This is a genomic window from Treponema sp. Marseille-Q4132 (genome assembly GCF_014334835.1).
GTDB classification, from domain to species: domain Bacteria; phylum Spirochaetota; class Spirochaetia; order Treponematales; family Treponemataceae; genus Treponema_D; species Treponema_D paredis.
Map to the genome: position 1 here is coordinate 986,380 of NZ_CP060591.1, position 23,875 is coordinate 1,010,254.

Annotated in this window: 17 protein-coding genes; 7 read left to right on the forward strand and 10 right to left on the reverse strand. The window is 50.7% G+C overall.

What is annotated here, in order from left to right:
* From H9I35_RS04605 to H9I35_RS04620, 4 genes are read right to left on the reverse strand one after another with little or no spacing between them, the layout of a single operon-like run.
* A complete protein-coding gene (locus tag H9I35_RS04605) occupies positions 1–1,002 on the reverse strand; it encodes a VWA domain-containing protein (RefSeq protein WP_187420415.1) in 1,002 nt (333 codons plus the stop codon).
* 47 nt (positions 1,003–1,049) lie between these two features.
* On the reverse strand, positions 1,050–2,042 hold the full coding sequence (locus H9I35_RS04610) for a hypothetical protein (protein ID WP_187420416.1): 993 nt from the start codon (positions 2,040–2,042) through the stop codon (positions 1,050–1,052).
* A complete protein-coding gene (locus H9I35_RS04615) occupies positions 2,039–2,935 on the reverse strand; it encodes a DUF58 domain-containing protein (protein WP_187420417.1) in 897 nt (298 codons plus the stop codon). The genes H9I35_RS04610 and H9I35_RS04615 overlap by 4 nt, the downstream gene beginning before the upstream one ends.
* A gap of 2 nt (positions 2,936–2,937) precedes the next feature.
* A complete protein-coding gene (locus H9I35_RS04620; protein ID WP_187420418.1) occupies positions 2,938–3,930 on the reverse strand; it encodes an AAA family ATPase in 993 nt (330 codons plus the stop codon).
* A gap of 73 nt (positions 3,931–4,003) precedes the next feature.
* On the opposite strand from H9I35_RS04620, the gene H9I35_RS04625 reads away from it, so the two are divergent.
* Both H9I35_RS04625 and H9I35_RS04630 read left to right on the forward strand, forming a co-directional pair.
* A complete protein-coding gene (locus H9I35_RS04625) occupies positions 4,004–5,305 on the forward strand; it encodes an aminotransferase class I/II-fold pyridoxal phosphate-dependent enzyme (RefSeq protein ID WP_187420419.1) in 1,302 nt (433 codons plus the stop codon).
* Positions 5,295–6,698 carry an extracellular solute-binding protein gene (locus tag H9I35_RS04630; RefSeq protein WP_187420420.1) on the forward strand — a complete coding sequence of 468 codons (1,404 nt, stop codon included), beginning with the start codon at positions 5,295–5,297 and terminating at the stop codon, positions 6,696–6,698. Before H9I35_RS04625 ends, H9I35_RS04630 begins: the two co-directional genes overlap by 11 nt.
* A 39-nt stretch (positions 6,699–6,737) precedes the next feature.
* Here H9I35_RS04630 and H9I35_RS04635 read toward each other — a convergent pair whose 3' ends face one another.
* The 5 genes from H9I35_RS04635 to H9I35_RS04655 form a co-directional block, all read right to left on the reverse strand.
* Entirely contained in the window at positions 6,738–7,739 is a 1,002-nt protein-coding gene (locus H9I35_RS04635) for an endonuclease/exonuclease/phosphatase family protein (RefSeq protein WP_187420421.1), read from the reverse strand.
* Positions 7,740–7,977: 238 nt separating this feature from the next.
* Complete coding sequence (gene ilvC, locus H9I35_RS04640) at positions 7,978–9,465, reverse strand: ketol-acid reductoisomerase (RefSeq protein WP_187420422.1); 1,488 nt, start codon at positions 9,463–9,465, stop codon at positions 7,978–7,980.
* A gap of 176 nt (positions 9,466–9,641) precedes the next feature.
* Entirely contained in the window at positions 9,642–10,781 is a 1,140-nt protein-coding gene (gene dnaJ, locus H9I35_RS04645) for a molecular chaperone DnaJ (RefSeq protein ID WP_187420423.1), read from the reverse strand.
* Between the two features lie 168 nt (positions 10,782–10,949).
* Entirely contained in the window at positions 10,950–12,893 is a 1,944-nt protein-coding gene (gene dnaK, locus H9I35_RS04650; RefSeq protein WP_187420424.1) for a molecular chaperone DnaK, read from the reverse strand.
* Positions 12,894–12,909: 16 nt separating this feature from the next.
* Positions 12,910–13,629 (reverse strand): nucleotide exchange factor GrpE, encoded by a 720-nt coding sequence (locus H9I35_RS04655; RefSeq protein ID WP_187420425.1) that lies wholly within the window; start codon positions 13,627–13,629, stop codon positions 12,910–12,912.
* A 226-nt stretch (positions 13,630–13,855) separates the two neighbouring features.
* On the opposite strand from H9I35_RS04655, the gene H9I35_RS04660 reads away from it, so the two are divergent.
* The 4 genes from H9I35_RS04660 to H9I35_RS04675 all read left to right on the forward strand — a co-directional run bounded on the left by H9I35_RS04660 (position 13,856) and on the right by H9I35_RS04675 (position 22,010).
* Positions 13,856–14,887: an ABC transporter substrate-binding protein gene (locus H9I35_RS04660; protein WP_187420426.1), complete on the forward strand. Its 1,032-nt coding sequence runs from the start codon at positions 13,856–13,858 to the stop codon at positions 14,885–14,887.
* Positions 14,888–15,026: 139 nt separating this feature from the next.
* Entirely contained in the window at positions 15,027–16,712 is a 1,686-nt protein-coding gene (locus tag H9I35_RS04665) for an ABC transporter permease (protein WP_187420427.1), read from the forward strand.
* 61 nt (positions 16,713–16,773) lie between these two features.
* Positions 16,774–17,844, forward strand: coding sequence for an ABC transporter ATP-binding protein (locus H9I35_RS04670; RefSeq protein WP_016521779.1), 1,071 nt, complete (start codon positions 16,774–16,776; stop codon positions 17,842–17,844).
* A 293-nt stretch (positions 17,845–18,137) separates the two neighbouring features.
* On the forward strand, positions 18,138–22,010 hold the full coding sequence (locus tag H9I35_RS04675; RefSeq protein ID WP_187420428.1) for a histone H1-like repetitive region-containing protein: 3,873 nt from the start codon (positions 18,138–18,140) through the stop codon (positions 22,008–22,010).
* A gap of 70 nt (positions 22,011–22,080) precedes the next feature.
* Here H9I35_RS04675 and H9I35_RS04680 read toward each other — a convergent pair whose 3' ends face one another.
* The gene (locus tag H9I35_RS04680) at positions 22,081–23,064 is read right to left on the reverse strand and encodes a tRNA-dihydrouridine synthase family protein (protein ID WP_187420429.1); all 984 of its coding nucleotides are present in this window, start codon (positions 23,062–23,064) and stop codon (positions 22,081–22,083) included.
* Between the two features lie 101 nt (positions 23,065–23,165).
* On the opposite strand from H9I35_RS04680, the gene H9I35_RS04685 reads away from it, so the two are divergent.
* A complete protein-coding gene (locus H9I35_RS04685; protein ID WP_187420430.1) occupies positions 23,166–23,855 on the forward strand; it encodes a CYTH domain-containing protein in 690 nt (229 codons plus the stop codon).
* Positions 23,856–23,875 lie beyond the last annotated feature (20 nt).

Here is a 23,875-nt window from a genome sequence, read left to right on the forward strand (position 1 = left end):
TCAAATGAGCTCCTGCAGATAAACCCTGCATATAAACAACACAAACGCAAATAAAATTACCGCAGCAACGATAAATCTGTCGTAATAGCGGACGCTTTCGGTACGCAAGTGATAGCTCTGCACAACGTTCATTTCCCTGCCGATCGACGAAAGCACGTTCGCCAAATCGCCGATCGTCTGCACGCCGTAATATTTTCCGCCGGAAATCGAAGCGATGCGTTCGAGCGGAGCGGAATCGAAATCGGATTGAAGATACCCCGAATACACGCGCCCCGTTTTCGGATCGACATAATCGAGAGGTGCCGCCCCCCTCGTACCGATACCGAGCGTATAGACGGCTATATGATTTTTTTCCGCAAGTTCGGCTGCAGTTTCGGGATGGATCGAACCGGCATTATTTTCTCCGTCGGTAACGAGGACGATGCATTTTTTCGGAGCGGCGGAAGAAGAAAGGTGATAGACCGCCGTACTCAATCCCGTACCGATTGCGGTACCGTCGCCGAGACTTCCGATTGCAAGAGAATCGAGCCGTGAAAAAAATACGGAACGGTCGGTCGTGGGAGGTACGACGATCGCGGCTTCGGTCGCCATAGAGACGAGACCGAAAGACGTACCGCCGCTGTCCGAAGAAAGCGTACGTATCGCGCGGCGGGCGGCATCGAGACGTCTCATATTTGCGATATCTTTTACCGCCATGGAAGGACTCGTATCCACGACAAAAAGGATATCCGCCCCTCGAGACGTATACACGCGCTCCTGACGATAAGAGACCGGATCGGCAAGAGCGGCGATGACAAGGATGAACGCCGCAACAATGAAAACGCGGGAAACATGAGAAGCGAAACTGCGCAGCCGTCCTTTCCATTCGAAAGTTTTTCCGCCCCAATCGGCAAGCGTCGCAGGAAACGCGATTCGAGTAAACACCCCCAGCGCCCGCAATATAAAAAGAGCGGGAATAAAGAGCAGTAAAAAAAATGCCGCGGGATTCCGGAAATCAGGCATAGAAGACGCTCCGGTTAAAATCAACAATTAAATCCAATACACTCATTTCAATTGTCTCCCTCGAAGCGTTCGACGGCATCGCGCACGATTCTGATAAGGGACGAGCGTTCGTCCGCCTTAAGATCCGCCGCAAACTCTTCGGCAGGTTCCTTTTTCGAATCGATGGAACCGCGGGCATAACGCACGTAATCGGTGCGGCGCAAAACCGCCGCAAGCGACATGGCGCCGGATTGGGTTTTTTCGGACATCGCGCCTGCCATAATCTTTTCAAACGTATCCATGATCGCGGGGCTCGAAACGGCGCTGAATCGATAGCCGAAGCGGAAATCGAGGTAGCGCCTGATAAGCTGCTGCAGCTCCGTACAGAATTCAGCATCGTCGATTTTTTTCCCGGCACGTTCGAGCCGTTTTAAGCTGCGGTATAATTCTTTTGCGTTTTTGGCATACAGGCGAAGAAGCTTCCACGTTTTATACGCATCGCACACGGACTCGCGTTTTACGACGAGTCTGAAGATTACAATCAAAAGGATAACAGAAAGAAGAGCCGCAAAATAGAGCGCATACATCGTTCCGGGAAGGAGAAGCGGTCCCATACTTTCGCGAAGCTGGGCTTCGTCTTGATCCTGCAAAATCGACGAAACTTCAATGCTTTGCACATCGATGATAAAAGGAGCGGCAGCTCCTCCGTATACGGCGGCGGAAATATCGAACATCGGAAAATCGATGGAGCCGGTATTCCACGGAATAAAAAAAAGCCGGAATGTATAAAGAAGACCGTTCCGCGCAAGCGACGCATCCAATATCGTATAATCGTCGGTATCCGTCTCGAAAGGAAGCGACTTCAGTGCGATTTCCCGGGAAAGAGCGCTATCGTTCATATCCGCAAAAAAATCGACTGCGGAGCGGAATGTGTAGCGGAGTTCGGCCCTGTCGCCGACATAGATCGTTTTCGGCATAACGACCTGCGTCGTATCGTCTTCGGTAAAACCGGCGGTACTCACACATATCGAGATGCAAAAAAGAATCAATAATTTTTTCATTGTCCCCGCCCTTTATACGAAAAAAAATTCGAAAGGACGCGGACGACCTCATCGTCGGTTGAAAGACTAAGCGGAACGGCGCCGTGACGGATACAGGTTTCCTGCCAATGCGCGACTCTCCGGCGGTTATCGTTTCTCCACGCATTTCGAAAGGCCGGCGAAGAAGACGGAAGCACGAGGCGCACAGTCGTTTCGCCGTCGATAAAGGGTACCGTCCCGATTTCCGGCAATTCATTGTCACTTTCGTCGGTTATACGCACCGCAATGACGTCGTTTTTTTGTGCGAGAGAAGCGAGCGATGTGATCCATCCTGTCGTCCGAAAATCGGAAAAGACAAAGACGAGCGATCTTTTTTTTAATAATTTTCCCGCACCCGTGAGTGCGCTTCGGAGCGCGGAACCGGAAACGCCGTATTCGTCGACTTCATCGAGACGCGCAAGCAAAAGCATCGTCCGCTTCCGGCCGCTTTCCGGAGCGCATGAAAATTGTATGTCGCCGTCGAAAAAAACGGCGCCGATACCGCTCACGTTTATCTCGGCCGCCATCGCGACGAGAGAGGCCGCTTCGGCTGCGGTACGGTAGCGCGTTTTGCTCCCCGTGCCGGAAAACATCGAGCGTGAACGATCGACAACGATAAAAATCTGAAGTTCTCTCTCTTCTTCGAAAAGCTTCACATAGGGCTTTCCCATGCGCGCGGTCACGTTCCAGTCGATAGCGCGCACGTCGTCGCCGCGAAGATATTCGCGCACACCGCTGAATTCGATCCCCTGCCCGCGGAACAGCGAACGGAAAGAGCCCGTTTTAAAACTGTCGGCGAGAGAAGCGGCGGTGAGACGGAGCAGCGCCGCCTGTTTTGCGAGCGTTTCTCTGTTGACGGCGAGCAGATGTTTCATCGCTAGGGAACCGGAACGAAATCGAGGATGCGGGAAATGATTTCATCGGCGGTGACGGAATCCGCGGCGGCTTCGTAAGAGAGCACGAGACGATGACGCATAACGGCGGGAGCCGCAAGCTTGACGTCTTCGGGCAGCACAAACGACCGCCCTTGAAAGAGAGCGGCCGCTTTCGCACACTGTAAAAGCGCGATCCCTGCGCGCGGAGAAGCGCCGAATGCGATATAGCGCGTAATGTCGTGTTCGGACGCTTTTTTATCGGAAGAAGGGCGAGTTACCGATGTAAGCGAAACGATATATTCGATAAGCGCATCGTCACACACGATTTTTGAAAGCAATTTTCGAAGCGTGGCGATATCACTCGAACTCAAAATTTTTCGAACGGGAACGGAAGAAGCCGTACCTCCCGTCTTCACGACCGCGAACTCCTCTTCGGCTTTCGGATAGGGCACGACGATCTTCAGCAAAAAGCGGTCGAGCTCAGCTTCGGGTAAATTGTAGGTACCTTCCTGTTCGATAGGGTTTTGCGTCGCGAGTACGAAAAACGGTTCGGGCAGTGCATACGACGTTTCGCCGATCGTCACTTGCCGCTCTTCCATCGCTTCGAGCATGGCGGACTGCACTTTCGCACTTGCGCGGTTTATCTCGTCGGCGAGCACGACGTTCGCAAACACCGGCCCCTTGCGCACGGAAAAAGTGCCCTTTCCCTGCTCATAGATAAGCGTACCGGAAACGTCGGCGGGAAGCAAGTCGGGCGTAAATTGAATGCGTTTAAAATCCAGTCCCGAAATTTGTGCAAAGGTTTTGACGGCGAGCGTCTTTGCAAGTCCGGGCACGCCTTCAAGCAGCACGTGTCCGCCTGCGATAAACGCCGTCATAATACCGTCGAACAGCACATCCTGACCGATAAGACGCTTATGGGCTTCCGTACGGCACGATTCGATAAGGGCACGGCTTGCTGCAAGTTCCGCTTCACCGACACTGCTTTTTTCCATCTGACAACCTCAAAGCCTGCATACATTATTATAATTGACAATCTCACCGTATTTCAGAATAATCTATTTTATCATGTTGAACCCTTTAGCACAAGAATTAAACGAACGATTGGAAGATTCCGTCGCAGGCGCATTGCTTTCCGAAGAAGGCTTGAGAATGTACTTTCCGAAAGGGATAATTGCACAGAGCGAAGAAGCGAAAAAGGGAGCGTCCAAAGCGAACGGGACGATCGGCATGACTATCATTGACGGAAAACCGGCGATCCTTCCGTCCGTTCAAAAAAGCGTTCCGTCTTTAGATGCCCGTTCTCTCGTCGCGTATGCGCCGACGGCGGGGCAAAAAGAGTTTCGCACGGTTTGGCAAAAACAGATAATCGACAAAAATCCGCTTTTAAAAACAAAAAAAATATCGCTGCCCGTCGTCGTACCGGGGCTTACCGCAGGCATTTCGTATATCGCAGACCTCTTTATAGACGAGAAAAAACCGCTCGTCGCTCCGGATCCGTCGTGGGACAACTATGCGCTCATCACCGAAGCGCGGCGGGGAGCAGAACTGCACCGATTCAATTTTTTTAACGGCAAAAAAATCGATATGGCGGCGCTCGAAAATGCGGTCAAAAAGGAAGCGGCCGCCTGCTCTTCGGTACGGCTGCTTTTGAATTTTCCGCAAAATCCGTCGGGTTACAGTCCGACAAAAAGCGAAGTTGTTGAAATCTGCCGCATCATACGAGAGACGGCTTCCGACGGTGTAAAATTATTAATCATATGCGACGATGCGTACTTCGGACTCAACTACGAAAACGATATCGAAGAGCAATCGCTTTTTGCTCACATCGCCGACATCCATGAAAACGTGCTTGCCGTAAAAATCGACGGACCTACAAAAGAAGATTTCGCGTGGGGGTTCCGCTGCGGCTTCGTTACCTTCGCTTCCAAAAATTTCAGCGACGAACACTGCGATGCGCTTGTAAAAAAACTCATGGGCGTCATACGATCTTCCGTTTCGTGCAGCGCAACTCCTTCTCAGTCGCTGCTCATGCAATCCTATACCGATCCCGAAAACGAGGCGCAAAAAATCGCATTCCGAAAAATTCTCGAAGCGCGCTACCGCGCCGTAAGGAGCTTTGTCGATTCTCATAAGTCGAACGCAATCGAAACGCTGCCGTTCAATTCGGGCTACTTTATGAGCTTCCGTCTCAACGGAATCGATGCGGAGACCTTGCGTAAAAAGCTGCTTTCCGAAAAAGGCATCGGCACCATATCGATCGACAGCCGTACGCTCCGCGTCGCATTCAGCAGCATAGATGAAGATAAAATCGAATCGGTGTATACCGACATATACGACACAGCCGACGGGATGTACCGTGCTCTCTGAATCGCCGGAAGCCGGCGTACTGCCGAACGAACGAAATGCCGCTTCGTCACTCGGACGAGGGGGCGGAAAAAACGCAGCCGTTTTGCCGTGCGGCAAATCCTTTCAAACGGGCAGACAGGCGATGCGCGTCAGAAAAATTTCACTGTCCGTTTTCGGTCTTTTTTTATTTGTATTCTTTTTTGCGGGCTGTTCGCTCAAACGCGAAACGCTTATCACGATATGGACGAATATACCCGAATTTACCGAATACGGAGAACTCTTCAACAATACGCACGACAAAAAAAAAGTCGTCCTCGTGTATAAAAAAAATCCGTCGGAAGCGATTGCTTCCAAAACCGAAAAAAATCCGCCCGATATCGTCGTCGCTCCGTGGCTTCGTACCGATAAAACAAGCCGCTATTTTCGAGCTATAGACACGATATTTGACGGAGGCGGTCTCTCGCATTCGATTTTCTACCCTCCTCTTCTCGAAGCGGGAAAAATCAGACAGGCGTATTATCTTTTGCCGGTAAGCTTCAATCTCCCGGCCGTCATCTTTTCAAAAGAAAATACGGCGGCGGTCGAAGACAATTACACGCTGTCGATCGAACAGATAAAAAAGGCGGGAAGCGCTTTCAACGAACTGCATAAAAACGGTACATACTCCCGCATGGGATTCGTGCCGCAGGCGGGGAACAGCTTTCTCTATTTTGCGGTAAAAGCGAAAGGCGCGCAGTTCCGAGAATACAAATCGTCGTTTACGTGGAACGCCGACAAACTTTCCGATGCGATCGCCTATCTCAAAAATTGGTCGAAAACCGTAAACACTTCTTCCGAAACCGAACAGGATTTTGCGTATAAATATCTGTCCATGCCGAACTTCAAGCGTGTCACGTCGGGGCGCACACTGTTCGCATATATTACAAGCGACGCTCTTTTCAGCCTCACGCCCGAACAATCGGAACAGCTCGACTACCGCTGGATCTATGAAAACAATAAAATACCGATAGAAGATTCCTTTGTTACGCTCGGCATTCCCAAGCACGCAAAACACGCAAGCGCCGCATACGATTTTATCGAATGGTTTTTGAGCGCGGAAACCCAGCGCGCCATACTCGAACGCAAAGCGAAACAAAATCTCGACATACATCAATTCGGTATCGCAGGCGGTTTTTCTTCGATCAAAGAAGTAAACGAACATATCCTGCCCTTGTACAAAACAATGCTTTTAAGAAATACGCCTCCGACCGATATGCTCGGCGTACCGGAAAAGCTGCCGGCCGATTGGGAACTCATAAAAGAACAAACCGTCATTCCGTATCTCAGAGATGAAATAAAAAACACCGGCGACACACCCGTCCTCGATTTGCCGACGCGCATCGCAAACAGGGCAAAGCCGAGTTACGAACAATAATGCACCGCCAACTTCGATCGCTTAAAGCTGCCGCAACGATCAATAACGTATGCTCGCCGCAATCGGTAAATGATCGGAATATCCCTGTCCCGTGAGCATCACATACCTTAGGGGAACGCCTTCTTCGTCCGCCCACGGCCCGTCAGTTTCGGCGGCAAACGAAACGGCTTCCGCCGTTCCCGATATGAAAAAGTGATCGATCCGTTTTCCCGTCCCGTTATAATAATAACTGTACATCGTGCGCGCGTTTTCCGAAAGCCACGGCGATTTGACAAGGCTTTCGGACACGGTGCCGAAACCCGCCCTGTGCAAAACGACGCTGCCGCTTTCCGCACCCTTCGCAAATTCTCCGATATCGCGGTTAAAGTCTCCGCATGCTACGAACGCCGTGCCGCCCGATTCCGTCAGCAATCCGGCAAGGACTGATGCCTGCCAATCGCGCCAGATTTCGCTTTCTTTTTCCCCGCCCAATTTCGATTTCCAATGATTGATGCAAACTGCAAGGCGTTTGGAACCTGCAAACACCGACAAACTGATAAGGGGACGCATACGCGGCTGTTTCGCATGAGTGCGGATATCGAGAGCGTGGACGGTCATCGCACCGAGCGGATAGCGTGAAAGAACGGCACAGCCGAGCGCGTCGCCGGGCGTTTTGGCAAAAGAAGCGTAATTCCAATTTTTTTTAGCATCCCATGAGCCGCCTGCGAGCATGTTCGCAATATCGTATACGACTCCTTCGTTTTCTATCTCTTCGAAAACATATACGTCGGCGTTGAGTTTTTTTATCACGTCGCACAAGCGTCCGAGCCGGGCGGCATATCGCTCGCTTCCCCATTTCGATTTTGACGATTTGAATTCGGCATATTCGCTTCCTTCGGTATGCGCATCGAAAAAAGTTTCGGCATTCCAATTTACAATGCGTATCGTCTCGCCTCCGCTTTGCCGTTCGCCGCCTCTTTCCTTTACACCTTCGGCGGACACGGCGCATCCCGCACCCAAAAGCAAAATCGGCAAAAAATATGCGATCCTTATTTTTTTCATGGCCTTTCTCCGTACGATTTTCGCTTTATAAACGGGAACTTGATTGCCCCGAACACGATAATCGTCCGACAGTATAATCGTCTGCAATTGCCGTTTTTGCGCGGTTTTTGGATTTTTTTATTGATAATTTTTTAGGCACGAAACGGAAAGCGCGCCGACAGGTTTTCGTAAAACGATGCGGTATCAATATACTATGCGAAAGCGCGGCACGGCGCACGGGCTGTACCGCGCAAACGCATTATTCTGCAAGAGGCTTCATCGAAGTCATATAAGCGCGGAGACGGCTTCCGACTTTTTCGATCGGGTGATTGCGGATCTCGGCATTGACGGCGACGAGTTCCGTATTGCTTACCGAATTGCAGGCATCGTTCATCCCCTTACCGATCACATCGATGCCGACGGAAGGCATGAATTCCTTTTCGAGGAAGGGAACGGCGGCATTGGCAAAGAGCGCGCAGCCGTATTCCGCCGTGTCGGAGATGACGCGGTTCATTTCGTAGAGTTTTTTTCGATCGATGAGGTTTGCGATGAGCGGCACTTCGTGCAGCGATTCGTAATAAGCGCTTTCCGGCATAATGCCCGCTTCGACCATCGTTTCGAATGCGAGCTCGCAGCCGCACTTTACCATGGCGACGAGTAAAATGCCTTTATCGAAATACTCCTGTTCGGAAATCGCATCGTTCGATTCTTCGGTCGTCTCAAACGCCAAGCGCCCGGTCGCCTCTCGCCACGCAAGCAGATCGCGGTCGCCGTTGTCCCAATCTTTCATCATCGCCGTGCTGTACGCTCCGCTGATGATATCGTCCATGTGTTTGCGGTAAAGCGGCGTTAATAATTTTTTCAGCTGCTTTGAAAGTTCGTTCGCTTTGATCTTCGCGGGGTTCGACAGGCGATCCATCATATTCGTAATGCCGCCCCACTTGAGCGCTTCCGAAATATAATTCCATCCGTGCTGCAGAAATTTTACCGCATAACCCGGCGCGATACCGTTCGCCGTCATCTTATTGTAACACACGATCGTGCCCGCCTGCAGCATACCGCACAGAATCGTCTGTTCGCCCATCAAATCGGATTTCACTTCGGCGACGAAAGACGATTCGAGAACGCCGGCTTTACTTCCGCCCATCGCGACGGCGAGCGCTTTCGCTTCAGCCCAGCCGCGCCCGTCGGGATCGTTTTCGGGGTGAACGGCGATGAGATCGGGCACGCCGAAACCGCGCTGGAATTCGTGCCACACTTCCGTGCCCGGCCCCTTCGGCGCGCACATGATAACGGTATCTTCTTTCGGGATCTGCATACCTTCTTCGACGATATTGAATCCGTGCGAATACCAAATCGTAACGCCTTTACGTGCATATTTTAAAACTTCGGTGATAACCGGCGTGTGCTGTTTGTCGGGAGTCAGGTTTCCGATCACGTCGGCGGAAGGGATCATCTGGGCATAGGTGCCGACTTTAAAACCGTTTTCGACCGCATTTTTCCAGCTCTGCCGTTTTCCCGACACGGCGCTTTCACGGAGCGCGTACGCGACGTCCAAACCGCTCGCGCGCAGACACAAACCCTGATTCAAACCCTGAGCGCCGCAGCCGACGATGACGATCTTTTTGCCTTTGAGCGCTTTCACTCCGTCATCGAATTCGTCTTTCGCCATTGATCGGCAGTGACCGAGCTGCAAGCGTGCTTCGCGCCACGGAATCGAATTAAAATAATTTTTTCGTTCACCCATACAATCACCTCTGCGATACATTGTTATTAAAATGAATTGTTCGAGGGCGTTTTTGCCGCGCGCTCAAACGACTGTGAACAGTATAGACGAATAGACCTCGTACGTAAAGATAAGCGGATAAAATCAAATTTTCTTTCCGCAAGAACGGCGGCAAAAAGGATAACCGTTTCCTTTTTTCAGCGGCTGAGCGATTCGAGCGGAATGAGATCGGGAGACGTCGTCGGATTTTCGAGTGCGAGGTATTGTTCGAGGAGCGCCTTTTGCTGGGCGCTCAAGCGGGAAGGCACTTGCACGACGATTTTAACGTAGAGGTCTCCGCGGCGGGAAGTACCCGTATACGGCACTCCTTCGCCTTTGATGCGCAAAAGTTTTCCGTTCGACGTTCCGGCAGGCACTTTGAGACTCACGCGCTTGTCGTCGAGGAGCTGTATCGTTATCTCCGCGCCGAGAGAAGCCTGTGCCATCGTAATCGGAACGGCACAGTAGAGATCCTGCCCCGAACGTTCGAAAAAGCGGTCGCCTGCGACATGAATGACGACGATCAAATCCCCCGCAGGTCCGCCGTTCTGACCGACATCGCCTTGGTGCGGTATGTCGATGCGTTTACCGTTATCGACGCCTGCGGGAATCGTCAGCGTCATCATTTTATTTTTTTCCTGCACGCCCGTTCCGTGACATACCTGACAGGGATTGTCGATGACCGTTCCCGTTCCGCGGCAAGTCGGACAGGTTTGCTGCATCGCAAAAAATCCCGCGCTCCGCCGGATCTGCCCCGTTCCCTGACAGGAAGGACAGGTTTTACTTTTAGCTCCTGCAGCGCCTCCTGTGCCGTGACAGGTATCGCAGACTTCGTTATGCGTAAAACGGATTTCGGCTTTCGTGCCGAACACCGCAGCTTTAAATGATATTTCCAAATCGTAGCGGAGCGTCGCGCCCTGAGCAGGTCCGTCGGAACTTCTGTGCGAAGAAGAAGAAAATCCGCCACCGAAGATATTTTCGAATATGTCGCCGAAGCCGCCGCCCATGCCGCCGAAAAGGTCGCTGAAATCGTGGAACGCATGCGAGTACTGCGCACCGCCTGAGGCACCGTCGACGCCTGCAAAACCGTATTGATCGTAGAGAGGACGCTTTTTGTCGTCGGAAAGCACTTCGTACGCTTCCGTCGCTTCTTTGAATTTTTCTTCGGCCGCCTTATCGCCGGGGTTTCTGTCGGGATGATATTTTATCGCAAGTTTACGGTACGCCTTTTTAATTTCATCGAGAGAAGCGCTTTTGTCGACTCCGAGCACTTCGTAATAATCACGTTTTTCCGCCATATCTTCTGCCAAAAATCAGTATTCGCAAAACTATAACATAAAAAACACCTCCGACGCAATCGGACGGAGGTGTTTTCGCGTCTTACGGTAACGCCGCCGATACACGGGCAGCGTTCATATCCGCTTTGCATGCCGGGCTTCGTAAATCACCCAAGCCAGCTATGCGCTTTATTTGTCGTCGTGCACTTCGTATTCGGCGTCGTCGGCTTTACCTTTGTCAAAGCCGCCCGACTGCTGCGAGCTTTGTTCGCTTCCCGCGCCGCCCCTTTGTCCCTGCGCACTCTGCTGCTGGGACGCCTGCTGCTTGTACACTTCTTCGGCGATCTTGTAGGACGCCTGCTTGAGCGCTTCCGTCTTCGATTTAATCTCTTCGACGTTGTCGCCTTCAAGCGCTTTTTTCAGCGCCGCAACGGCATCATCGATCGCCTGCTTGTCCGCAGCGTTTACTTTGCCGTCCAAATCTTTGAGCGTCTTTTCAGTCGCGTAGATGAGGCTGTCGGCATCGTTTCGCGCATCGACGCTTTCGCGTTTGGCTTTATCGGCCGCGGCGTTCGCTTCCGCATCTTTTACCATACGGTTGATCTCTTCTTCGCTCAAACCGCTGGAAGACGTGATCTGGATGTGCTGTTCTTTGCCCGTACCCAAATCCTTTGCGCTGACGTGAACGATACCGTTCGCATCGATGTCGAAAGTAACTTCGATCTGCGGTACTCCGCGCGGAGCGGCAGGGATTCCGACGAGGTCGAAATTGCCGAGCGTGCGGTTTTGCGCCGCCATCTCGCGTTCGCCCTGCAGTACGTGAATCGATACCGCCGTCTGTCCGTCGGCCGCCGTCGAAAAGATTTGGCTCTTTTTCGTCGGGATCGTCGTATTGCGCGGAATGAGCTTCGTAAAGACACCGCCCATCGTTTCAATGCCGAGCGAAAGCGGGGTTACATCGAGAAGGAGGACGTCTTTGACATCCCCTCCCAAAACGCCGCCCTGAATCGCAGCGCCGACCGCGACCGCTTCGTCGGGGTTGACCGAGCGGTTGCCTTCTTTGCCGAAAATCGCTTTGACGACTTCCTGCACTTTGGGCATGCGGCTCGAACCGCCGACGAGGAGTACTTCGTCGATTTTATCCGGGGTAATACCCGCATCGCTCATGGCTTTTTTGCACGGCTCTTTCGTCGCATCGAGCAAGTCCGCCGTCATCGCTTCAAACTGCGCGCGTGTCAGCGTCTTTTGCAAGTGCTTGGGGCCCGACGCATCCGCGGTGATAAAGGGCAGATTGATATCCGCCGTCGTCTGCGACGAAAGCTGGATCTTTGCGTTTTCCGCAGCTTCGCGCAGGCGCTGCATCGCCATAGCGTCGTTCGACAGGTCGATGCCGCCGGTATCTTTTTTAAACTCGTCGACAAGCCAGTTGATGATTCGCCTGTCCCAGTCATCGCCGCCGAGCTGCGTATTGCCGTTCGTCGATTTGACTTCGAAGACGCCGTTACCGAGCTCGAGGATGGAAATATCGAACGTACCGCCTCCCAAATCGTAGACGGCGATCGTCTTTTCTTTCGTCGAATCCTTATTGAAACCGAATGCGAGAGAAGCCGCCGTCGGTTCGTTGATGATGCGCTTGACGTCGAGACCCGCAATTTTTCCGGCATCCTTCGTCGCCTGGCGCTGCGCGTCGTTGAAATACGCGGGCACCGTGATAACCGCTTCCGTCACCGGCTGACCGAGGTAATCCTCCGCCGTCTTTTTCATCTTTTGCAAAATGAACGCGCTGATCTCCTGCGGGCTGTACTGTTTTTTTTCGCCGTTCTGCTCGATTTCGACTCTCACGTCTTCACCGTGGTCGATAACCTTGTACGGCAGCTTCGTCGCCTCTCCCTTCAATTCGGAAAAGCGATGCCCGATGAGGCGTTTAATGGAGTACACCGTGTTTTTCGGGTTCGTCACCATTTGGTTTTTTGCCGGAAGCCCGACAATGCGGTCGCCCTTCGACGTAAAGCCGACGATGGACGGAGTAGTTCTTCCGCCTTCGGAATTCTGAATGACGACCGGTTCACCGTTTTCCATAACGGCGACGCATGAATTCGTTGTTCCCAAATCAATACCGATAATTTTTCCCATTTCAATATCTCCTCAATTATTTCGAATCGGATTTCTGTCCGGCTTTTTCGTCCGATTGAACCGAACCGTCGGGCATAGTCACCATAACCTTTGCGTGTCTGATAATCCTGTCTTTTAACTTATATCCCTTTAAATATACTTCTTTTAAAACCGGTTCGGCAACAGCGCCCTGCACGCTGCCGATCGCTTCGTGTTCGTCGGGATTGAAGGTATCGCCTACCGCTCCGTAGCTCGACAGATTATACTTGTCTTCGAGCATTTTGACGAGCGACGCGTTTATCATCTTTACGCCGTCGGCGATCGATTTGACGTCTTTCGCGTTCGACGCAGCGTCTACCGTACGGTCGAAATTATCGAGACTTTCAAGCAGATCGTGCAAAAGAGTTTCGTTCGCATAATCGAATACGTCCTGTTTTTCTTTCAGCATACGCTTGCGGTAATTGTCAAAATCGGCCGCACGGCGCAGCACTTGATCTTTCAAATCGGCGTTTTCTTTTTTGAGCTCGTCGATTTGCATTTTAAGCTCCGAAAGCGCATCTTTACCCGAATCTTCCGCCGAAAGCTTTTCGCCCGATTTTTCGGAAGCGCAGCTATTCGCCTTTTCAGCCGACTTGCAGTCCGCAGCATCTTTTCCGCCGCTTGCCTTCTCTTCACCTGTCGGCGCTGTCATCCCGGCGTGCGCTTCGCCGTTCAGAGGCGTTCCGTTTTCCGTTTTTTCCTTTTCCGATTCACCCATGTACTGTCACCTGTAAAAGTATTTACTATAAATGTACTAAGCGGAGCGCAAAGCGTCAAGAAATTTGTATACGATTTAATTTTCCCGGATTGTGTTAAAACGATCGGTGCCGATTTTTTTTCTTGCGTTTTGAAAATCTCGTAGTATAATGAAAGCATTGATCGGAACCGAAAGGATATTCAATCATCGATATGTCATCAATTCGGTTCTTCCTATGGAGGATTTTATGAAAAAGTTGGCAGGAGTACTCGTATTGTTTGCGCTGGTTTTCGTCGGCTGCAAAAAAGCCGATAAAAATGCATCCGCAAACGACGTCAGTGGCAAAATCGTCATCTATACGTCAATGTACGAAGACGTCATCGATGCGGTAAGCAAAAAACTCAAAACGCAATTCCCGCACCTCGAAGCGGAATTCTTTTACGGCGGCACTGGAAAAATTCAAGCAAAAATCGCCGCGGAAAAAGACAGCGGCAAACTCGGCTGCGACATGATGATGGTCGCCGAACCCGCCTATTCGCTCGAATTGAAAGAAAACGGCATGCTGCACAATTATATGTCGCCGGAAGCTGCTTCCCTTTCGTTCGAATACGATAAAGAAGGCGCGTGGTATCCGGTACGCATCTGCACGATGGTTCTCGCCTACAACCCCGAAAAATATTCCACAAAAGAAATACCGACTACGCTCAAAGATTTCGCGCTCGATCCGCGCCTTACCGGCTACAGTTCCATGTCGAACCCACTCACGTCGGGCACCGCTATGGCATCGATCGTCGGCCTCCTCGACGCGTACGGCGAAGAATATTTCGTCGGCCTCGGAAAGCAGCGCGTGGCAATCGAATCCGGCTCCGTCGCGCTCACCAAGCTCGAAACCGGCGAATGCAAAGAGATCATGATACTCGAAGAATCGGTATTGAAAAAACGGCAGGAAGAAGGTTCGAAGCTCGCGGTCATCTACCCCGAAGACGGAGTATTGTGCATCCCGTCGACGGTTATGACGGTCAACGAAAAATGGTGCGCAAACAATAACATCAAAGCCTGCGAAGCGGTGACCGACTGGCTGCTCGGCAAAGACGGACAGCAGTGCATGGTAGACGGCTGGATGCATTCGGTCAGAGGCGATGTCGATTACGTTCCCTACGATTCCATTCCGAACAGCGAAGCTTATGCAAAGACGATCCCGATCGATTGGGAAAAATGTTACAAAGAACGCGATTCGATCCGCACGGCATTCGAAGAGCACGTCACTATAAAAAAATAAACAATCACCGATCCCGGACTGCGCACGAGGCGGCACGCTTTGTGCGCGCTTTTATTTTTGCGCATAAGCGCACGACTTGTGCGGCTCTTAAATCCGGAGATTTACTTGCCGTACGATTATAACAAAAGGGAATAGCAAATTGGAAAGTCAAAAAAAACTGTATTTCGATTTCAAATGGGTAATCATCTTTTTGATTGTCGGATTCCTGCTCATCTTTCAAGTGCTGCCGCTCGTCTACCTGCTCGTCCGCTCCATGTTCATCAACGGGCGTTTTTCGCTCGAAGGCTTTAAAAACATCTACTCATACGCGCTCAACTGGACCTGCTTAAAGACGACGCTCGTTGCGGCGACGCTCACGATGCTCTTCGGCGTTCTGCTTTCGTTTCCGCTCGCGTGGCTTGTAGGCCGCACGAATCTCTACGGCAAAAAAATATTCCGCACCGTCTTTGTCATGACCTATATGGTACCGCCCTACGTCGGTGCGATGGCGTGGCTGCGCCTCTTGAACCCGACCGTCGGCACGATGAACGTTGTTCTTGCAAAGATTTTTCACCTGTCGCAAAATCCGTTCAATATCTACACGGTCGGCGGCATGGTATGGGTGTTGACGACGTTTTATTATCCTTATGCGTTTATCACGATTTCACGCGCGATGGAAAAAATGGATCCCTCGCTCGAAGAAGCGTCCCGCATATCGGGTGCCTCTCCGCTGAAAACGCTTTTTACCGTCACGATTCCGCTCGCGCTTCCGAGCCTCATCGCCGCGGCTTTGCTCGTATTCGTCGCAGCCGCTTCGTGCTACGGCATTCCGTCGATCATCGGAGCGCCGGGACAGATATACACCGTGACGACGCGCATCATCGACTACGTGCAGATCGGAAACGATGAAGGACTCACTCATGCGACCTGCCTCGCAGTTTTTCTCATGGCGGTCGCGTTGATAATTTTATACGTGTCGAATTTCATCGTCGGGAAAAAAGAGTACATCACCGTATCGGGAAAATCGACGCATCCGTCCATCGTCGATTTGGGAAGATGGAGAATACCCGTTACGATCCTCGTCACACTCTTTGCGATTCTCGTCGTCGTCATTCCGTTTTGGACGGTCATTTCCACGTCGGTTACGATGAACATGGGCAAAGACGTATTCGCCGAAAACAATATCACGTGGCGCTATTGGAAAATCATCTTTTCGCGTAAATCGATTTTAAACTCGTTTAAAAACAGCATCACTTACGCTTTCCTCGCCGCGACTTTCGGCATGATCGTCAGCGTCGTCATGGCGTGGCTTTTAAAACGCACGGAAGCTAAGGGACGCGAAATCCCGGACTTTTTAATAACCGTCGGAAGCGGCACCCCGAGCGTCGTCATCGCCCTGGCTCTCATCATGACGATGACCGGAAAATTCCGCATCAACATCTACAATACGATCGGCATCATGGTTATCGCGTATATGATCAAATACATGATGATGGGTATGCGCACCGTCGTATCGGCCTTTACGCAGATAAGCCCGTCGCTCGAGCACGCCGCTCAAATTGCGGGTGCGGGCTGGGTACAGCGCTTAAAAGACGTCGTGCTGCCGCTCATAAGTCCTTCGGTCGTCGCCGGCTGGTTTCTCATCTTTATGCCCTGCTTTTACGAGCTGACGATGTCGACGCTTTTGTATTCGAACAGTACGAAAACGCTCGGCGTGGAATTGTTTACGTATCAGACTTTTCACAGTCAGCAGACGGCCTCGGCACTCGCAACGGCGATCCTCGCGATCGTCATCATCATGAATACGGTGCTGAATAAATTGACAAAGGGTAAATTTTCGATTTAGCTTCGAGCGCGCAAGATGCTGCCCTTCCTGTAAAAGTTTTATCCATTAGTTAGGAGAAATTATGTCAACGGTAAGTATTAAAAACGTAACGAAAGTATACGACGATGAAACGGTCATCGATACGTTCAACGCTGAAATAAAGGACGGAGAGTTCATAACACTGCTCGGCCCTTCCGGCTGCGGGAAAACGACGCTGCTTCGCATGATAGCGGGTTTTAGAAAACCTTCGACCGGTTCGATTTCGATCGCCGGAAAAATCGTGTCGGACGATACGACTTTCGTGCCGCCGGAAAAACGCGGCATCGGCATGGTCTTTCAAACCTACGCGGTGTGGCCGCACATGAACGTATTCGACAACGTCGCTTATCCGCTGAAAATTCAAAAGCTGAAAAAAGATGAAATCAAAAAGCGCGTCGGTGCGATCCTCGAAATCGTACATTTGAGCCAATACGAAAAACGTATGCCCTCCCAGCTTTCAGGCGGTCAACAGCAGCGCGTAGCACTCGGACGCGCCCTTGTCGCCGAGCCGAAACTGCTCCTTCTCGACGAACCGCTTTCAAACCTCGACGCAAAACTGCGAGAAAGCATGCGCTTCGAAATCAAAGACATTCAAAAAAAGCTCGGCATCACCGTCGTCTACGTCACGCACGATCAAGTCGAAGCGATGACGATGAGCGATCGAGTGTTTTTAATAAACAACGGCGTCGTACAGCAAGTCGGATCTCCTCTCGAAATCTACCGCAATCCCGTCAATCAATTCGTCGCGAACTTTGTCGGAAAAGCGAACTTCCTGAAAGGGACGGTTTCCGGCGGCCGCATTTCGATAGCGGGAACGAATCAAAGCGTACCGTATTCGGGAAAGCTTTCGGGAAACGTCGTGCTGACGCTGCGCCCGGAAAACGTAAAGATCGTTCCGTCGGGAGGAGACCTCACCGGCACGATTCAAAACATGTACTATCTCGGCAACGAAAACGACTGCCGCGTCGACTTGGGCGGCGTCTCCGTGCGCATCATCGCAGATCCGCACAGCTTCGATTCGCTTTCAGCCGGTCAAAAGATCGATATGAAAATTCAGGATGAATTGGTATACGCCGACGACGGCAAAGACGATCAATATAAAATTTTGACGTGATGAAAAACGGAAGCCGCATCGAAGTACTTTACGGCTTCCGTTTTCCGCGCGGGGCTTGTTTTATTCGTGCGGAGGCTTTAATACTCCGGCGCCGCTTGAAGCTTCGCTGCGAGGCTGCGTCGGACTTGTTGATTTATGCCGAGTGCCAAGCCCCGCTTCCGCTCAAAGATTCGCCGTGAGCGTATAGCGGAATTGGCGATTAAAAAAAATCCGCAAAAAAAAATTACCCTTTTTTTTCATATCGTGTTATAATTGTACGAACGTATATCGAAAAAGTGCAACACGGAGATGCGGTGAAAATTTCGTACAATGAATTTCATGTAAGTAAAAAAGTCAGAGATCTCTGCCGCTTTAACGAAACGCTGTTCGCATCCTCCGGCAATATAATTTTCTCCGACATATATCAAGTACGCTCTTTCGCCGAAAAACTGAACGCGCTTTTCGATAAACGAAACGAACATGAAAAGCGTATTTCTGCAGGCGCACTCAACGCGATGGGTCTCATCGACGAAATATTTCACTACGTGTGTATGCTGTATCGAAGAGATGCGGCGGCAAAATCGTTCAGCGATCTTCTTGCAAAACTCGATGCCGAATTCGGCGCGGCGCACATGGATGACCTTCTTTTATCGTTTATCGACGAGTTTCCGCCGCACGCCGTTTATATCGGTAAGATAAGCGCTCAAAACTATCTTTCACAAAGCGCATTCGATGAAGGAACAAAACGAAAGCGGACAAACCGTGAGCAGACGCTCGAAGAACTTATACTTCTGCACCTCGCAAACGAAAATCTCGCATTTAAAAAATTCGGCATTTTATTTGATGACACAAAACTCGCCCGCAATGTGCTGTACGTAAAGTCGTGGGATATTATTAAAAGTCATTTCGCTTTGCTTCCGCCGTTCGGACCGTTTCGGCACGATCTTATTTCCATGCTGAAAGAACCCGTCGTCTACAACCCCGAAAGCCTCAAAGATCAGCTCGATTATATCCGCACGCACTGGGCGACGATGCTCGGAGATCTCATCAAGCGTCTGCTTGCCGGCATGGATACGATACAGGAAGAGGAAAAAGCGGCGTGGCACGGCGGAGGTGAAATCGAAGCGGTACCGTACAGCTATGAAAATCTTTCAAAAGAATACGAGCGCTTCAGTACGGACAGCGCATGGATGCCGCGCGTCGTACTCATCGCAAAGATGGTGCTCGTATGGCTCGATCAACTTTCAAAAAAATACGGACGCGCGATCACCCGCCTCGACGAAATTCCCGACGAAGAACTCGACACGCTTAGGGACGAAGGCTTTACGGGACTCTGGCTCATCGGCTTGTGGGAGAGGAGCTATGCGAGCAAACGCATAAAGCAGATCAACGGAAATCCGGAGGCGGCCGCAAGCGCATACAGTCTCTACGATTATGAAATCGCTCATGATATCGGCGGATGGAGCGCGCTTGAAAATCTCCGCACGCGATTATGGCAGCGCGGCATCCGGCTCGCATCAGACATGGTGCCCAATCACACCGGCATGGATTCGAAGTGGATCGTCGAAAAGCCCGATCTCTTCGTTCAGCGGAGAGACTGCCCCTTCCCTCAGTACACGTTCAACGGCGAAAATCTTTCACGAGACGGGCGTGTCGGAATCTACCTCGAAGATCATTATTATACGAAAACCGACTGTGCCGTCATATTCAAACGGATCGACAACTACACCGGAGACGTACGTTATATCTACCACGGAAACGACGGTACGGGACTGCCGTGGAACGATACTGCTCAAATCGATTTTCTGAACCCCGCCGCGCGCGAAGAAGTGATGCAGGAAATCATCAAAGTCGCAAAAAATTTTCCGATCATCAGATTCGATGCGGCGATGGTGCTTGCAAAAAAACATATCAGACGATTGTGGTATCCCGAGCCGGGACACGGAGGAGACATCGCGACGCGGAGCGAAACCTCTCTTTCAACGGAAGAATTCAACCGTGCGATTCCGAACGAATTCTGGAGAGAAGTCGTCGACAGGATCGCAACCGAAGTTCCCGACACGCTGCTGCTCGCCGAAGCTTTTTGGATGATGGAAGGCTACTTCGTCCGCACGCTCGGTATGCATCGCGTCTACAACAGCGCGTTCATGAACATGCTCAAAAAAGAAGAAAATCAAAAATACCGCGACACGATAAAAAATACGCTTCGCTTCGATCCGCAAGTGCTCAAGAGGTTTGTAAACTTTGTCAACAATCCCGACGAAGAAACCGCCGTCGCACAGTTCGGTAAGGGCGACAAATACTTCGGCGTGTGTACGCTTATGGTTACGATGCCCGGCCTTCCGATGTTCGGACACGGACAGATCGAAGGCTTCGAAGAAAAATACGGCATGGAATATACGCGGGCATACCGGAACGAGAGCCCCGACGAAGGTTTTATAGCGCGGCACCGGCGTGATATTTTTCCGCTTATGAAAAAGCGGCGGATTTTTGCGGATGTCGAAAATTTTTTATTTTACGATCTGTGGAACGAAGGCGGAGTCGATGAAAACGTATTCGCCTATTCGAACAGCGCGGACGGCGAGTATTCGATCGTCATCTACAATAACGCATACGAACGGACTGCAGGCTGGATCAAAGAATCCGTACCGTATGCGCTGAAAACGGGAAACGGGGAAAACGATAAAACCCTCGTAACGCATTCGATAGCCGAAGGCCTGCAGCTCAGCGATACAGACGATACCTACTGCATTTTCCGCGAACAACGTTCGGGACTCTACTACATCCGCAAAAACGACGACATACGCGAAAACGGTTTGTTCGCTTCGCTGAACGGATTCGAATCGCAAGTCTATACGGATATCCGTCAAGTTGCGGATACCGACACACACAAATACCGCATTCTGTGCGAAACGCTTGCAGGACGCGGCGCGGAAGATTTCGATACGTTTTGGGAAGAAATCGAATACCGGGAACTGTATAAAGCCCTTGAATCCTTCGCCGCGGTATTAATACCGAAAGTAAAAATGCTCTTATGTCCGGACGACAAAGCTCCCTGTGAAACGCGATCCCTTACCGAAAAAGCGCGGCAAATCACGGAAGAAGTAAAAGAAAGCGCTCTCGCATTTTATACCGTCGCCAAGCGCTTTGCGGAAAACGGCGGCGTTACGCTCTCTTCACCCGAAACACAATTCAAGCAATTTAATAAAATATTTCTCACATCCGTATCGTCGTATGAAAAATTATTAAAAGAAAAAAATTCTCTTGATGATAACAAAGAATTATTAAAAACAAAAGACGCCGATGATATCATCGCTTATTTTATGCTATCCGAAAAAAATCTTCCGATCTTATTAATTTGTCTTGCAACGATTGCGGAACTTGCCGCCTGCGGATGTGCGAAAAAATTTAATTTCGCGCGAAAACTTGCCGAATATATAAAGCGAACGGGATGTCCGAACTGTCCCGATCGAAACGAACTGATGAGAGTGATTGCACTTGCACCTCTTGCCGAAAAAACAGTATTATTAAAGAGCTTGAAGACGGCGGCATACGATACTGCTGTGTATTTGATGCAAAGCGAAAACGCTCCGATGCTTTCGGGAAGCAATCTTTTCGACGGCATACGGTGGTTCAACAAAGAACTGTCGGACAGCAGCTTGACATATTATATCGCTGCCGCAACTTTGTATGCGCAGAATGAGAAGAAGGATTTTGTACGCGCGTTGTATTTTCTTCTCAATGATGCTAAAATAAAAGCATCATTTAAGTGCGAATTATTTATTAATCAATTCGCACCGAACAAAGGTTCTAAAGCTTTACCTCCCGTCGGGAAGAGAGAAGCTGCAAAGATAACGACTGTCGGTTTATCCGGCAGTAAGCACAAGGAGTTGACTATGGAGACAACCACAGCAAAAAAACCGGCTGCAAAAAAAACAACGGCGAAAAAGCCCGTTGCAAAAAAGACTGTTGCTAAAAAAACAACAACGAAAAAGCCGGCCGTAAAAAAAGTCGCCGCAAAAAAAACAACGGCGAAAAAGCCCGCAGCAAAAACGACGGCGAAAAAGCCGGCCGTAAAAAAAGTTGCCGCAAAAAAAACAACGGCGAAAAAGCCCGCAGCGAAGACGACTGCAAAAAAACCGGCAGTAAAAAAAGCACCGGCAAAAAAGCCGGCGGCAAAAAAATAATCAAACAGTTATCGGAAATATAAAAAAAGCGGTGCATTGTCACCGCTTTTTTTATTAACATATACGGATTTTACGGCAGACGCAGCAGTACGTCGTCAGCCTGCTTTTGAAAATAATCTCGAATGCGATCTCGCGCATCGCCGGTATCCTTTGCATTTTGCATCTGCGTTTGAAAATAATACGCAAATGAAAAACCGCGGCAGTAATACGTAAAAAAACGCTGCATGCGAGTTTTCCAAAATTCTTCCGGCTGATACTTTTCAAGCATATCGATAAAGTCGAGGGCGAGCCGTTTGCGATCGATCACCGCAGCAAAACTTTCATGCCGCAAGTCGGCGGCAAGTTCGGCAAAGAGCCAGGGTTTTTCGATCGCTCCCCGCGCGATCATAATGCCTGAAGCGTGAGGAGCGGCACGCAGGGCATCGTGCAACGACGGCGGATCGTGCACACCGCCGTTTAAAACGACGGAAACGCCGTCATCCGCATATCGCAGGGCAAGGCGCTCGACGTATTCCCACCTGAGAGGCGAACGGTATTTTTCTTTACTCGTGCGCGGATGCAATGCAAAAAGCGTCACGCCTTCGGAAACGAGCATATCGCACAGCGAAAAAAATCGCTCGTCGGTAAAATGTTCGTCGCCGAGGCGGAGCTTAACCGAAAGTCTTTTTCCGGATCCCGAAAGCGCATCCCGCACGCTCCGCACCATAGCGCGAGTTTCGGAAGCATCTTTCGAAAGCCATGCCGCCCCCGCCCCGCTTTTGATTATGTCCGGAGCCGAGCATCCCATATTGATATCGATCCCGATTCCCGAAAGCTTGCCGATCATGGAAGCGGCTTCCGCAAGGTGTTCGGCTTTCCGTCCGGTAATCTGCCACACCGTTTTTTCCGGCGCAGGATCGGGAATGACATAGTATTTTTCAAAAGGACCGCCGTTCACGAAAGTGGCCGCGTTTATCATTTCGGAATAATATTCGTCGCAGCCGCCGAAGCGATCGACGATGGAGCGGAAAGCCGCGTGTGTAACCGTTGCGACAGGCGCGCAAATCAATTTCATAGCGCTACTATATCACGTATTAAAAGTCGGTAAAAGCACGTTGCAAGGGAAGCGGGCATTCGGGCGCTTTTGCAAAAAAAACTCCCGTGCTACAATGAATTATGTACGAAATCGAACTGAAAGCGCATGTCGAAGACCGCGGGGAAGTCGCCCGCGCGCTCGATTCTTTTGCCGAATACACAGGTATGCTTACCAAGCGCGACGCTTATTACCGGCTGCCGCGCATTGCGCCGACCGATACGGAGAGGTCATCCTCGAAGCGCGCTGACATAAAAGTGCATTCGGAAAATACAGCGGTACAGGGCCATATCGGCTGCCGCATACGAAAAACGGTTTACGAAAAAACGGGCGAAACGAAAATCACGTTTACGTATAAACGAAAAGAATTACGAAAAGATGCGGACGGCATCGCGGTCGAAGTGAACGATGAAAAAGAATGTACGCTTTCCGAAACGGATGCGATCGAATCGTTTATTAAAGATGCGGGCGGCGGCATTTCGCACGTAAAAGAAAAAATTATTAAAGAATGGTATGCCGAAACGGAAGCGGGAAAAGCGCACATCGAGCTGTGTACCGTGCCGCCGCTCGGAGACTTTCTCGAAATCGAAGTGCTCGCAAAAGACGATACGCATACGAAAAACGCAAAACGCGCGATCATGTCGATTTTCAAAAACTGCGGTATCGATGAAAACGCGATCGAAAGCCGCTATTACAGCGATATGCTTACCGAAGAAAGAGCGCGGACGGAAACGGCAAGCGGCAAACAAAACGCGGACGATGCGCTCTGTTGAAGAAAGGCGTATTATCGTTT